The sequence below is a fragment of the Arthrobacter psychrochitiniphilus genome, assembly GCF_003185915.1.
In the GTDB taxonomy this organism is placed as follows: Bacteria; Actinomycetota; Actinomycetes; order Actinomycetales; family Micrococcaceae; genus Specibacter; species Specibacter psychrochitiniphilus.
The window spans coordinates 718,121-731,336 of sequence record NZ_QHLZ01000001.1 but is presented as its reverse complement, the minus strand read 5'-3'; the positions used below and the strand labels follow the sequence as shown (position 1 = coordinate 731,336).

Here is a 13,216-nt window from a genome sequence, read left to right as displayed (position 1 = left end):
TGAATCAGCGGTGACGGGCTCAATCGGTGGCGACTGGCTCCAGCCGGATCACCACTGACTTTGACGTGGGAGTTCCGCTGACATCGGCCTTTGAATCCAGTGGAACCAGCACATTCGTCTCGGGATAGTACGCTGCGGCGCAGCCCACGGGCGTGGAATACGCCACCACACGAAAGCCCGGGGCGCGGCGATCCACCCCGTCCTTCCACTCGGAGACCAGATCAACCATGGCGCCGTCGGCAAGGCCGAAGGTGTCCAGATCCTTCTGGTTCACGAACACCACGCGGCGTCCGTTCTTGATGCCGCGGTAGCGGTCATCCTTGCCGTAAATGGTGGTGTTGTACTGGTCGTGGGAGCGCAGGGTCTGCAGCAGCAGCCGCCCTTCCGGAACCCGCGGGTACTCCATCTCATTGCCCGTGAAATGTGCCAGGCCGGAATCTGTGGTGAAGGTGCGGGAATCACGCGGGCCGTGCGGCAACACAAAGCCGCCGGGCACGTCGATCTTCGCCTCGAAGTCCTCGAATCCGGGCACTACTGCAGCAATGTGGGAGCGGATCAGGCTGTAGTTCCCTGCTAGCGCTTCCCAGTCGGCCACGGGCGCATTGGGACGGGTGCCGCCGTCGTCTGTGGAAAACAGCAGCTTGGCAAGCTGGCAGACAATGGCCACCTCGGAGAGCAGCATGCCCGACGCCGGTGTGAGACGCCCGCGTGAGGCGTGTACGGCGCTCATGGAGTCCTCCACTGTGACGCGCTGATCGCCACTGGCCTGGGTATCGCGCTCGGTGCGGCCCAGGGTGGGCAGAATAAGCGCCGAGCGGCCCGTGATCAGGTGGGACTTATTGAGTTTGGTAGAGATTTGCGCCGTCAGGGAGAGCTTGTTCAGGGCGGCCTCGGTGACTGAAGAATCCGGTGTGGCACGGACAAAGTTACCACCCATGCCTACGAAGACTCCAGCCTTGCCATCACGCATCGCCTCGATGGCGGCCACGGTATCAAAGCCGTCTGGGCGCGGAGAGGCGAAGGAGAATTCTGCGTCGAGCGCATCCAGGAAGGAGGCTGGCATGCGCTCAAAAATGCCCATGGTCCTATCGCCCTGGACGTTGGAGTGACCGCGGACGGGGCAGACACCGGCGCCGGGCTTACCAATGTTGCCCTGCAGCAGCAGCACGTTGACAACGTCACGGAGCATGGCCACCGAGTGCTTGTGTTGGGTCAGCCCCATGGCCCAGCAGACCACGGTTGCCTTGGACGCAATGAGACGTTCGCCGGTGGTGCGGATCTGCGCTTCGGTGAGGCCTGTTGCTGTGACGATCTCCTCCCAGCTCACTTTATCCAGCTGTGCTATATAGTCTTCCAGGCCTGTGGTGTGGCTCTCGATGAACGCGGTGTCAAAGACGCGGCCGGTATTGGGTGAGCCCGGACGGCGCTGTTCCTCGAGCAGAAACTTGCCCAGACCTTGGAACAACGCCTGATCTCCACCAAGCTTGATCTGCAGAAAATCGTCCGCCAAGGCGGTGCCGCCGCCCACGAGTCCACGAATAGTTTGCGGGTTCTCAAAGCGCATGAGCCCCGCCTCGGGGAGCGGGTTCACGGCCACAATGACAGCCCCGTTTTTCTTGGCCTTTTCCAGCGCAGAGAGCATGCGGGGGTGGTTTGTGCCCGGGTTTTGACCAGCGATGATGATCAGCTCGGCCTTGTACATATCCTCCAGTGACACCGAACCCTTGCCAATGCCAATGGTCTCCGTCAGGGCAGATCCGCTGGATTCGTGACACATGTTGGAGCAATCCGGCAGGTTGTTGGTACCCAGCCCGCGCACCATGAGCTGGTACAGGAACGCCGCCTCATTGGAGGTGCGTCCCGAGGTGTAAAAGATGGCCTCATTGGGGTCCGCCAGCGCCTTGAGTTCATCCGCAAGGATCCCCAGCGCCCTCTCCCAGGTGACGGGGACGTAGTGATCGCTGCCCTCGGCCAGGTACATGGGGTCAGTGAGTCGGCCTTGCTGGCCCAGCCGGAAGTCATCCCATTCCCGCAGCTCGCTCACACTGTGCTCTGCAAAGAACGACGGCGGCACGCGCCTCTTCGTGGCTTCCTCGGCTACCGCCTTGGCACCGTTTTCGCAGAACTCTGCCGTGTGCCGCTTGTCCGGATCCGGCCAAGCACAACCTGGACAGTCGAAGCCGTCCTTCTGATTGAGTTTCAACAGGGTTTGAGCCGTGCGGAGTGCACCCATTTGGTTCAGTGAGACCTCCATGGAGTGCAAAATGCCGGGAATGCCCACGGCCTTCTTTTGCACTTTGCCAACGGAGAGCTTTTGTTCGTCAATGTTTTCCTGGGGCGCTTTGCCAGCCATGATGGATCCCTTCATCGTGGAGCATCTAGTGTAGATCTTACGCTTTAGTTTTTTTGGAGGATTTTTATGGGACGGCTCATCCGCAGAGTCAAGGCCACCAAGGTCAGTGTGGCCGATAATCGCCGTATTGTGCGTGAGGAATCGCTGGCTGTGGAGGAACCTCTGGAAATTCGGCTGGGCCACGAATCATTTTCTGTCACCATGCGAACCCCCGGCGACGACTTTGACCTCGTGGCAGGATTCCTTGTCTCCGAGGGTCTCATTTATGAGCCGGAACAGCTGATTTCCTTGCGTTTTTGTGCTGGCGAGGATGAGAATGGGCAGCAGACCTTCAATGTTGTAGAGGCCCAGTTGCGCCCCGATGTGGCCATGCCGCTACCTTCGGCCCAGCGCCATATCACCACCTCCAGTGCCTGCGGAATTTGCGGCACAGCCTCCATTGAGGCCGTGCACAAGTCAACACACTTCAAGCTCACCTCAGACGTGGATGAGGTACTGATCTCAGCCTCGGTGCTGGCCAGTCTGCCAGAGCTTCTGCGCAGGGAGCAGAAGCTCTTTGAGAAGACCGGCGGTGTCCATGCGGCAGGGTTGTTTGCCCCGGACGGGGAACTGCTTTCCCTCCGGGAGGACGTGGGACGGCACAACGCCGTGGACAAGGTAGTGGGTGCCGCATTCCGGGATAGGCAGCTGCCCCTGAGCAATACCATCTTGCAGGTTTCGGGAAGGGCCTCGTTTGAGCTCGTCCAGAAGGCCGCGATGGCGGGGGTGCCGGTGCTCGCTGCCGTGAGTGCACCCTCATCCTTGGCCGTAGAACTGGCCCACAACAGTGGTGTGACCTTGGTGGGGTTCAGCCGCGGCGCCACCATGAACATCTACACGCATCCAGGGCGCGTGGGCTAAGCCCTACCTGTTCGTGAACTCGCGGATCTCATCCATGGTGGGGGATTGAGCCAGACCGAGTGCATCAGGGCGGATGCCGTTCTCTTCTGCGCCTTTCGGGAAAACATAGAAATACACGGGGACCAGCGGTTTGATTGAACCCGCCGATTCCGCGAATGCCCGGAGCGAATCGCCCATGACTGTTTCCAGATCAGCAGACGGGGAAGCAGTGACTCTGGCCGTGACGGTGGCGCCCAAGCCGCCGGGCTCTGTGTACCTGATGCTGTTTTTCTCAACACCTGAAACAGCGTCGAGAGCAGCAGTGGCCGCAACGCCAAAGGATTCCCCGGCTTTCTGGGGGTTGCCAGCACCGCATGAGCCCAAGGTCCACGTTAGAAGTCCCACAAGCACGAGACTGACAAACTTGCGCAACATACTATTCATCACCCTTACAGTTAGTGGCTGAAATTGGCGTCTCTGGACGAGACCTTAGGCGGCTCGTCCGTGATGGATTTCTTGGTAGCGGATGCCTCTGCAATCGGCACAAAACGACGGGTCCGACTGTGGACCCAACGGCTTAGAGCTCGTGCAACAGCCGGCGGACAAACGCCTGGGTGCGTTCCTCCTGCGGCTTGCGCAGCACTTGGCTGGCGGGCCCGCGTTCCACCACCACACCACCGTCCATGAAAACCACCTCGTCGGCCATCTGCCGGGCAAAAGCCAGCTCATGGGTGACGATGACCATGGTCCAGCCTTCCTCTGCCAATTCCTTGATTACGGCCAAGACGTCATCCACCAGCTCGGGGTCCAGAGAGGAGGTGGGCTCGTCGAAGAGCAGCAGCTGCGGTTTCAAAGCAAGGGCACGAACAATCCCCACCCGTTGCTGCTGTCCGCCGGAGAGCTCAAAAGGGTAGGAGTCACGTTTATCGGCAAGCCCCACACGGGCCAACAGCGCCTCCGCTTCCGCAATGACCTCCTCCCGGGGACGTTTCTGCACCTGAACGGGGCCCTCAATGACATTTTGCAGGACAGTCATATGCGGAAACAGATTGTATTGCTGGAAGACCATTGCACTTCGGTCACGCAACAGTGAAATCTGCTCGGCTCGAGCCTTCTTAGACACGGGGGTACTGAAATCAACACTCAGTGCAGGAAGCCCCGAAGTGGCCCCAGCACCCACGGTGACGGATCCGGCGTCGGGAATTTCAAGGCCGTTGAGGGAACGCAGCATGGTGGTCTTGCCGGACCCCGAAGGCCCAATCAGCGCCACCACCTTGCCCCGAGGCACATCCAGATCGATGCCACGCAGCACTGTATTGGCGCCGAAGGACTTGGTCACGCCGCGGACCTGAAGGGCAAAATCAGTGGGCAACATAGCGGTCCAATCTCTTTTCCAGGCTGGTTTGGGCCGTTGACAAGATGAGGCAGATGACCCAGTAAATCAGGGCGGCCTCGAGGTAGAGCAACATAAATTCCTGACTGAACGCGGCCACCTGCTGCGCCACCCGGAACATCTCCGTAACAAGGATCAACGAGGCCAGGGACGTGTCCTTCACGAGCGAGATGAACGTGTTGGACAGCGGCGGCACGGATACGCGCGCAGCCTGCGGCAGAATGATCCGCACCAGGGCCTGGTTCCGGGACATGCCAATCATATGCCCGGCCTCCCATTGGCCGCGCGGGACGGAGAGGATGGCGGCCCGAATGATCTCCGCCGCGTAGCCTCCCACGTTCAGCGAGAAGGCGATGATGGCGCTGGGCCACGGATCAATCTTCACGCCCACCGCAGGCAGACCATAGAAAATCACAAACAACTGCACCAGCAGGGGGGTCCCGCGAATAACTGAGATGTAGACCCGAGCCACTGCGCTGGCCAGCTTGTTAGGGCTGATGCGCATCACGGCGATCACCAGGGCGATCATCAGCCCCAGGGCGAAGGAAGCCAGAGTAAGCGGGATGGTGCCCTTAATAGCGCCCAGGAGCAGCGGACCCAGGGAACTCCAAAATAAACTAAAGTCCATGGCTGAACTCTAACCTCCGCTCTGCCACCCGATTACTTGCTGACATCCGCACCGAAGTACTTCTCGCTCAACTTAGCCAAGGTGCCGTCAGCGGAGAGATCCTTCAAGGCGGTGTTGACGGCGTTAGTCAGGGCCGTGGAACCTTTGCGGAAGGCGAAGGCAGAGTCTGAGGATTCCTTGGTGGTTGCGGCAATCTTCAAGCCTGAATCCGGGTTGCTGTGCTGGTAGTCAAGGAACGTGAGCTTGTCATTGACAATGGCATTTACCCGGCCATCCTTGAGAAGGGACACTGACTGGGCCCAACCCTCAACGTTTTCCATGGTGGCGCCGGACTCCTTGGCCAATGCGTACCAGTTGCTGTTCAGGGACTGTGCGGTGGTCTTGCCTTTGAGATCGGCAAAAGAGGTGATGTCCGTGGTGCTGTCCTGGACAACAATGACACCTTGGGAGACCGTGTAAGGGATGGAAAGATCATACTTTTCCTGACGGACGGGGCTGATGGTCACCTGATTGGCTACGGCGTCGAAGCGGTTGGCTTCAAGGCCGGCAAAGATGGAATCGAACTGGGTCTCCTCAAACTTGGCCTTAACGCCGAGCTTGCCCGCCACAGCCGTGGCAACATCGACGTCGTACCCTGTCAACGGGCCGGAGCCACCCTCATGGAAACTGAAGGGCTTATACGTTCCCTCGGTGGCGAAGGTGATGGTGCCAGCGTCCTTGATGCTACTCAACGAGGTGTCCGTTCCCGGAGCCGGGCTACCGCCTCCGGTTCCGCCGCCGCAGGCTGCAAGGGCCAATGAAGCTGCTGCGAGTATGCCAACGAGTCCAAGGCTGCGACGATTCATGGTGCGGGTTTCCTTTGTCTAAAGAATGAAAAATGAGCCGTGAAGGGTGGGTCACGGACTGCCTATAAGGGGACGCTACCACCGGGAAGCGATAAATGGAGAGAGAATATTTCCCTATATTACGTAATTGTGAAGCGCGTGATTTGACTCACGCTCCGTATGTGAAGTAAGTGACGGTCGCTACAGGGCGCAGCCGTGCGTAGAAGCCCTGCAGGAGCGAGAGAAATGTGCGGGTTAGGCGCAAAATACGGTGCCGGGAATTTCTGTGACGGCCCCGGAGGTTAAACTTGTAGCTTGACCTCTTAATGATTAGGAACACACGCATGAGTATGGAAGGCGCGGCTTGGAGCTCACTTTGGAGCACCATGCGTTCGGACAAGTCCAACGGCGGAATTGCGAAGGACACGCTTCGCCGGACAGTCCTCTTTGCTAAGCCCTACAGCCGGAAACTGCTGATATTTGTGGTGCTGTCGGTGATCTCCGCAGCGCTGGCCGTGGCCACCCCGGTGTTGGCCGGTCAGGTCATCGATGCCATTGTGGCCAAAACCGCCGTGGATGTGGTGGTGCGCCTGGCCGTGCTCATTGCGATTGTGGCGGTGCTGGACGCCGGGTTGTCGCTGATTATCCGTTGGATTTCAGCGAATCTGGGCGAAGGCGTCATTTTGGACCTGCGCACCGCCGTTTTTGACCATGTCCAGCGCATGCCCATTGCGTTCTTCACCCGGACCCGCACGGGCGCGCTGGTCAGCCGGCTCAACAATGACGTCATTGGCGCCCAGCAGGCCTTCTCCGGGACCCTGTCCGGGATTGTGTCCAACTCTGTGCAGCTGATTTTGACGCTGATTGTCATGCTGAACACCTCGTGGCTGGTGACGTTGCTGGCGCTGGTCCTGTTGCCAATCTTCCTCATTCCGGCCCGCCGTTTTGGTGCCACACTGGCCGGGTTGCGGCGCGAGGCTGCTGACCTGAACGCGGACATGAGCACGCAGATGACCGAGCGTTTCTCCGCACCCGGGGCCACCTTGGTCAAGCTGTTTGGCCGCCCGGCCGAGGAATCCCGAGAGTTCGCTTCCCGGGCCAACCGGGTCCGCGAGATTGGGGTGCGCACAGCTGTCATGCAGTTTGTGTTCTTCACGGCGCTGATGCTTGTTTCCTCCCTTGCCCTTGCGCTCGTGTATGGCCTGGGTGGCTCCTTGGCCATCGGTGGCGCGCTTAACGCGGGCGACGTCGTGGTGCTGGCCCTGCTGTTGACCCGCCTCTATGCCCCGCTCACCGCGCTGGCCAACGCCCGCGTGGACATCATGAGCGCGCTGGTCAGCTTTGACCGCGTGTTTGAGATCCTCGATTTGAAGCCGCTGATCGCCGAAAAGCCCTCCACCGTTCCTCTGCCCGCCGGTCCGCTGGGCGTGGAATTTAGCAATGTTCGCTTCGGGTATCCCTCCGCAGACAAGGTCTCGCTGGCCTCGCTGGAGGATGTTGCCGTGCTTGATACCCGCGGGGGCGAGGAGGTTTTGCATGGCATTTCCTTCCGTGCCGAGCCAGGCCAAACTATCGCGCTGGTGGGCTCTTCCGGCGCCGGCAAGTCCACCATTGCGCAACTGCTTTCCAGGCTGTACGACGTCGATTCCGGCACCGTGCGCTTGGGCGGCGTTGACGTGCGGGAACTGTCCTTTGACGGACTGCGCGCCGGAGTTGGCATGGTCACCCAGGACGGGCACTTGTTCCACGAAAGTATCCGCTCCAACCTGCGCCTGGCCAAGCCTTCGGCCACGGATGCGGAGATTTGGGATGTGCTGCACCGGGCCCGGCTTTCGGCGTTTGCCCAGGCCCTGCCTGATGGTTTGGACACCGTGGTGGGGGAGCGCGGTTACCGGCTTTCCGGCGGTGAGCGCCAGCGTCTGACCATTGCCAGGCTGCTGCTGGTGCAGCCCGCCGTGGTGATTTTGGATGAGGCAACCGCCGCCCTTGACTCCACGAATGAGGCCGCCGTCCAGATTGCCTTGGGTGAGGCGCTTGAGGGTCGAACAGCGTTGGTCATTGCGCACCGGCTCTCCACCATCCGTGCCGCAGACATGATTCTGGTCCTTGAAGGCGGGAACATAGTAGAACGCGGCACGCATGAGGAGCTCATTGGTAGGGGCGGGCGCTACGCCGAGCTCCATGACACTCAGTTTGCCCAAGCCGTTGAGGCTGTGGCCGACGCCAGCTCACCGCAGTCTGCCTCACCCGATCCAGCGTGAATCGATCCAGCCCGAATAGATCCAGCCCGAATAGATCCGTGAGAAAAGGTGGGTAACCGGATATGCACCAGGTGCCTTAGGCCTTGTGGAGGCGGGGGAGCACGTACTCGGTAAGGAGCGGGGCAAGGTCATCGAAGTCCGCAGCCGCTTCCAGGTGCATCCAGCGCAGCTCCGCGATTTCGGCTGCCGGAATCACTGCATCTGCGTCCCAGCGACCTGGTGCGGTGAACACTGTTGCCTCAATGTCGGTATTGGCCTCATTGGCGGCCGTGCCGGTCCATACACCGATGAGTTCAAGGTCCACGGCGGCAAGGTGGAGTCCGACTTCCTCGGACAGTTCTCGGACACCAGCCTCAGCGGCAGTTTCGCCGCGCTCCGGCTTGCCGCCGGGATGCATGAACTTGGTGGTGCCCTGTTTCCGGACGGTCAGGAGCCGCCCGGAGAGATCGTAGACACACACGGCAGAAACTTTGAGAACATTTTTCACCTGTTGATCCTAACCGTGGAACTCCACGACGCGTACCCTGCCGACGCTGGCCGCGGCAACCTCTGAAGCACGTGCGTGTTCGGCGCCGCCGGGAACGGCAGGCAAGAAAGCGCTAAAGAGGGCGGCGGGGTGGCGGGATGGCGGAGTGAGTTGGCGGGGCATGGCTAGGCGGCTCTCGGGGCAAACATGATGACGCTGACACCGAGCAGCGCAATGAGGGCGCCGATCACGTCCCAGCGGTCGGGCGAAAACTTGTCGAACACCATGCCCCAGATGAGCGAGCCGGCAATGAACACGCCGCCGTACGCGGCCAAGACCCTGCCAAAGTTGGCGTCGGCCTGCTGGGCGGCAATGAAACCGTACGCACCGAGCGCCATGACGCCTAAGGCAGCCCACCACCATGACTTGTCCTCGCGCACGGCCTGCCAAATGAGCCAGGCTCCGCCAATTTCGGCAACCGCAGCCAGGGCGAACAAGATGATGGTTTTCGCAATGCTCATGGCTCTATCATCCCTTGCCGGGCACTTGCTGAAATTGTGCCGGGTACACTACAGCAGGCGCAGCGCCCGGGTACCTAGTTGGAGCGTGATTTCCTGTCCCCAGGATGCTGTTAGCCTGTCACTTTCCATGCCGTCGCCAAAGATGACGAGTTGGTCCGATGCGGCGCAGATGCGCAGGGACTCGCCTGCAGCCAGCACGCCCTCGGTCAGTGAGGCGCCCGTGGCAGGGGACGGCCAGGCCTCGCGGACAAACCACGCCAACAATGGGTCTGTGGGTTTGGGAAGTGTGCGCCCGCCGCGTTCCAGCGATATTGAGGCGCACCATCCGGTGGCGCCCGTTCCGGTGGAAACTATCAACCCGGAGGACGATTGGCTCTCCAGCCGGCCATCCGGCGTCGTAATTTGGTAGCGGGCAGATTGGTGGGAGGAGTGCCCAATGAAGATCTCATTTAGGGCGGAGAGTTCCTGCCCGTCATCCAGCCGCGCCGTCACCATAGCCAGATCTTGGCAGGACACGGCGGAGGGGTCAGCGGCTGCAATCCGGGCCAACAGTGCGGCGGTTGATGCGGGGGAATGCCTGACCAGGATGCCGGCGTTCACACCCGGTTCGGGGTCGATGCCCAGAACTGGCTGACCGCTGAGATATTTTGCCGTGTTGGCCACGAGCCCGTCCTGGCCCACCACGGCGATCACATCATCCTCGGTAAACATGAAGCGGCTCAGATCAGTGCGCTCCACCTCCGCGCGGCGCCAATCGGCAGGCACTGCCGCACGTACCTGATCCAGTGCTGCCATGATGAAAGTGTGCCGTTCCTGCACATCTTGCAGACGCCGCCCCCGGGTGCGGAGGAAGAATTCAGCCTGGCCCACGGTGGCGTGCCGATCGAGCAGCTCCGCAAATTCGGTGCGCCGGTGGACGATGACAAGGCGGGGAGATCCCATGGTGTTACCTTCCTGTGCTGGGCAAGCCGCTGGGCAAACCGGGCTGCTCCGCAGTGCTGCTGGCGGGTTGGAACAATCCTGCCAGAACCCCGCTCAGGATATCTGGAGTGATGGTCAAGTTATTGATGTTTGGCAGTGACGCGGCGGCTTCGCGGAAGGCTAGGGCCAGCAAGGTGGCCTGGTCCATATTCTTGTAGACCTCCATGGTGGCGGCCTCGCGCGCTGCCGTTGCCTCGCCGATGAGCTGGAGCGAGCTGGCCTCGGACGTGGCGCCGATGCCTTGGCGTTCGGCTTCGGCGTGGGCCTTGATGAGGTTGGCGGCGGCCTGTTCCTGCGCCTCACGCCGGGCATTGGCGCCTTCCTGGGCAACCAGGTTTTCACGGCGCGCGGCCAGTTCAATCTTGCTCGCCATCTCATTTTCAGAAATGGTCCGTTCGCGTTCCACTGCTACCGCCCGGCGTTCATACACTGCCCGGTCCGCCTCCGCCTGCAACTGTTCGCGGACAGGTGTTTGCAGGGCCCGCTCAACATCGGACTCCGGACGGACTGCCAGGACTTGCACGCCCAGGATTTCAATGCCGGTTGACTGCAGCCGGGCATTGGCCTGGAGTGCTCCTGTCAACAAGGTGCGCAGCTCGCTGACGCCGCGCTCCAAGGATTGGGCCAAAGTTGTGGCAGCAATCTGATCGATCGCATGGCTCTGGCACAGCTGGCCAATGATGGTTGCCACCTGCTCACGTCCGGCAGCGGTTGAGGCGCCGCCAGGTTGCAGTGCGAAGTCCAGGCGGCTGGCAACCGAGACCGGATCACTGAAGCGGTAGGTGACATTCGCCTGGACGCTGACGTCCTGGTGGTCCCGGGTGATGGCGTGGAAAAGCGTAGGCAGTTCCTGATCGTCCACAGGCACCTCGCTCAGGACGGAGGAGGCTGGCCGGAACCAGAACGCCTGGCCCACACCCTCATGCCGGACGGTGCCCTTCTGTAAGTGAATGACGTAGCCGGTGGGGCTGCCGAGGAAGTGGCTGAGCCAGGGGTAGCGCTTGATGGTGGCCATGAGGTTCTCCAAGTATTCGTAGTTCTCGTCAACTTGACGATAACTAAACTCTAAGCCCCTGCGCCATTTATTGTCAATATGACGATAATTATCTAATGTGGTGGCATGAACACTTCATATCCGGAGCCGGCCCGCTTCCCTGTGACAGTGGACGTTGTTGCCCTCACCGTGAGTGCCGGCGCGTTACAGGTTCTGTTGATCACCCGTCTCATAGAGCCCTTTAAGGGGAGCATGGCCCTGCCCGGAGGGTTTGTGCTGCCGGGGGAGGGTCTGATTGAAGCAGCAACCCGGGAGCTGGCAGAGGAAGCCGGTGTGGCGGAACAGCCCGGATATTTGGAGCAATTGCAGAGCTATGGGCCGAAGGGACGGGACCCGCGCGGCGATGTGCTGACGGTGGCGCACCTGCTGTTGGCTCCCAACTTCCCCGTTATTGCCGCCGGCAGTGACGCTGCCAGCGCCGGCTGGTACCCGGTCAAGGACGTGTTGGCCGGTGAGTATTCCCTGGCCTTCGATCACGCAGAAATCCTCAGCGATGCCGTGGAGCGGGCTAGGTCCAAGCTGGAATACTCACCGCTGGGCGCCGCTTTTTGCACGCCGGAATTCACCATTGCCCAGCTGCGCGCGGTCTATGACGCCGTATGGGACACAAAGCTGGACCCGCGCAACTTCCACCGAAAGGCCACCGGAACGCCGGGATTTCTGGAGGATACGGGAAAGATGAGTACGGGGGAGGCCGGGCGCCCGGCAGCCCTGTTTCGGCTTGCTCCGCAGGCTCACACCACTAGAGCAGCCTGCGCCCACGCCGTGCTCAACCCGCCCCTGATGCGTCCCGCGGCACTAACAGGCCAAGACTGACGCCTGTTAGGGGGCTTCTATTCGGCGGCTTCTGGGACTCAAGGGACTGCCGGGACTCAGGGACTCAAGGGCCTTCCGGGCGTGCCGGGCGTTCCGGGCGTTCCGGGCAGCGCGCTGCGCCGCCCATCTACTCCCAACAACACTAGCGCCAACATAATGGGCCCGTACGTCAGTAGTGAAGACCAGCCAAGGGTTTCGCCCAGGAGGATCGAGACGCCCACCAGCAGCACCGGCTCCACATAACTCAGCAGCCCAAACAATGACAAGGGCAGCCACTTGCTAGCGAGCAGGTAAAAGGCCATGGCCAGGCCACCCAGAACACCAATGGAGATTGCTACCCAGAGTCCGCCGGAACCGGCACCTTCCACGGCACCGGATCCAATGCCGTGGGGTCCGGCCAGAATGAAATACACGCCCAGAGGTAGCATCATCAGCAGCTCGGCAGCAAAAGCAGGAAGATTATCGAAGCCAATCTTGCGCCGCAGTACAAAATAGACGGGGTAGCCCAGGCACACCACTAGGGTTGGCCAGGCCAGGCCGTTAGCTGAAAAGGCCTCGTGAGCAACGCCCACTACAGCAGCAGCAACAGCAAGCTTACGCAGCGGGTTGAGCTTGTCAGCGAAGAAGACCCGCCCTGCCAACACCATGGTCAAAGGCAGCAAAAAATATCCGAAGGACACTGAAAGCGCCATATTGTTCAGTGGCGCCCACATGAACAGCCACAATTGCACTCCCACAATCCCAGCGGCAAGCACCCCGGGCAGAAGGAGGGTTGGCCGGCGTCGAACGCGGGAAAAAAGGGTTATGGATTCGGTGCGAGCCCACGGCAGAAACGGCAGGATCACTGCCAAGGTGGCCAAGGTCAGAACCACTCGCCAGCCAAAGATCTCCTGCGCACCCCACCCCGGCAGGAGACCAGCCATCAAAAAGATGACGGCAAAAAGAACCGAAGCAATGAGAGAAACGGCCACGCCGCGGCCAGAATGGGATGCAGCGTGAGTCGGCACCATTTCCCCTCTCACTTTCTGGAACTCCACCGC

Annotated in this window: 13 protein-coding genes; 3 read left to right on the top strand and 10 right to left on the bottom strand. The window is 60.9% G+C overall.

Annotated elements, in window-relative coordinates:
- Positions 1 to 19 precede the first annotated feature (19 nt).
- The gene (locus tag CVS29_RS03135) at positions 20 to 2,353 is read right to left on the bottom strand and encodes an FdhF/YdeP family oxidoreductase (protein ID WP_110104958.1); all 2,334 of its coding nucleotides are present in this window, start codon (positions 2,351 to 2,353) and stop codon (positions 20 to 22) included.
- Between the two features lie 66 nt (positions 2,354 to 2,419).
- On the opposite strand from CVS29_RS03135, the gene fdhD reads away from it, so the two are divergent.
- Positions 2,420 to 3,253, top strand: a complete 834-nt coding sequence (gene fdhD / locus CVS29_RS03130; protein ID WP_110104832.1) for a formate dehydrogenase accessory sulfurtransferase FdhD — start codon at positions 2,420 to 2,422, stop codon at positions 3,251 to 3,253.
- A gap of 3 nt (positions 3,254 to 3,256) precedes the next feature.
- Here fdhD and CVS29_RS03125 read toward each other — a convergent pair whose 3' ends face one another.
- The 4 genes from CVS29_RS03125 to CVS29_RS03110 all read right to left on the bottom strand — a co-directional run bounded on the left by CVS29_RS03125 (position 3,257) and on the right by CVS29_RS03110 (position 6,098).
- Entirely contained in the window at positions 3,257 to 3,676 is a 420-nt protein-coding gene (locus tag CVS29_RS03125) for a hypothetical protein (protein ID WP_146212982.1), read from the bottom strand.
- A 133-nt stretch (positions 3,677 to 3,809) separates the two neighbouring features.
- Positions 3,810 to 4,607 carry an amino acid ABC transporter ATP-binding protein gene (locus tag CVS29_RS03120; protein ID WP_110104830.1) on the bottom strand — a complete coding sequence of 266 codons (798 nt, stop codon included), beginning with the start codon at positions 4,605 to 4,607 and terminating at the stop codon, positions 3,810 to 3,812.
- The gene (locus CVS29_RS03115; protein WP_110104829.1) at positions 4,594 to 5,253 is read right to left on the bottom strand and encodes an amino acid ABC transporter permease; all 660 of its coding nucleotides are present in this window, start codon (positions 5,251 to 5,253) and stop codon (positions 4,594 to 4,596) included. Before CVS29_RS03115 ends, CVS29_RS03120 begins: the two co-directional genes overlap by 14 nt.
- A gap of 32 nt (positions 5,254 to 5,285) precedes the next feature.
- Entirely contained in the window at positions 5,286 to 6,098 is an 813-nt protein-coding gene (locus CVS29_RS03110) for an amino acid ABC transporter substrate-binding protein (RefSeq protein ID WP_110104828.1), read from the bottom strand.
- 323 nt (positions 6,099 to 6,421) lie between these two features.
- Between CVS29_RS03110 and CVS29_RS03105 the strand changes: the two genes are divergently transcribed.
- Positions 6,422 to 8,338: an ABC transporter ATP-binding protein gene (locus tag CVS29_RS03105; protein ID WP_110104827.1), complete on the top strand. Its 1,917-nt coding sequence runs from the start codon at positions 6,422 to 6,424 to the stop codon at positions 8,336 to 8,338.
- A 76-nt stretch (positions 8,339 to 8,414) separates the two neighbouring features.
- Here CVS29_RS03105 and CVS29_RS03100 read toward each other — a convergent pair whose 3' ends face one another.
- The 4 genes from CVS29_RS03100 to CVS29_RS03085 form a co-directional block, all read right to left on the bottom strand.
- Positions 8,415 to 8,825 carry an NUDIX hydrolase gene (locus CVS29_RS03100; protein ID WP_110104826.1) on the bottom strand — a complete coding sequence of 137 codons (411 nt, stop codon included), beginning with the start codon at positions 8,823 to 8,825 and terminating at the stop codon, positions 8,415 to 8,417.
- A gap of 164 nt (positions 8,826 to 8,989) precedes the next feature.
- Positions 8,990 to 9,325 carry a YnfA family protein gene (locus CVS29_RS03095; protein ID WP_110104825.1) on the bottom strand — a complete coding sequence of 112 codons (336 nt, stop codon included), beginning with the start codon at positions 9,323 to 9,325 and terminating at the stop codon, positions 8,990 to 8,992.
- Positions 9,326 to 9,373: 48 nt separating this feature from the next.
- Complete coding sequence (locus CVS29_RS03090; RefSeq protein WP_110104824.1) at positions 9,374 to 10,267, bottom strand: diacylglycerol kinase catalytic domain-containing protein; 894 nt, start codon at positions 10,265 to 10,267, stop codon at positions 9,374 to 9,376.
- Between the two features lie 4 nt (positions 10,268 to 10,271).
- Positions 10,272 to 11,321, bottom strand: a complete 1,050-nt coding sequence (locus CVS29_RS03085) for an SPFH domain-containing protein (protein WP_110104823.1) — start codon at positions 11,319 to 11,321, stop codon at positions 10,272 to 10,274.
- 105 nt (positions 11,322 to 11,426) lie between these two features.
- On the opposite strand from CVS29_RS03085, the gene CVS29_RS03080 reads away from it, so the two are divergent.
- Positions 11,427 to 12,176: an NUDIX hydrolase gene (locus CVS29_RS03080; protein WP_110104822.1), complete on the top strand. Its 750-nt coding sequence runs from the start codon at positions 11,427 to 11,429 to the stop codon at positions 12,174 to 12,176.
- A 56-nt stretch (positions 12,177 to 12,232) separates the two neighbouring features.
- Here the strand turns inward: CVS29_RS03080 and rarD are convergent, their stop codons facing one another.
- On the bottom strand, positions 12,233 to 13,186 hold the full coding sequence (rarD, locus tag CVS29_RS03075) for an EamA family transporter RarD (RefSeq protein ID WP_110104821.1): 954 nt from the start codon (positions 13,184 to 13,186) through the stop codon (positions 12,233 to 12,235).
- Between the last annotated feature and the right edge of the window lie 30 nt (positions 13,187 to 13,216).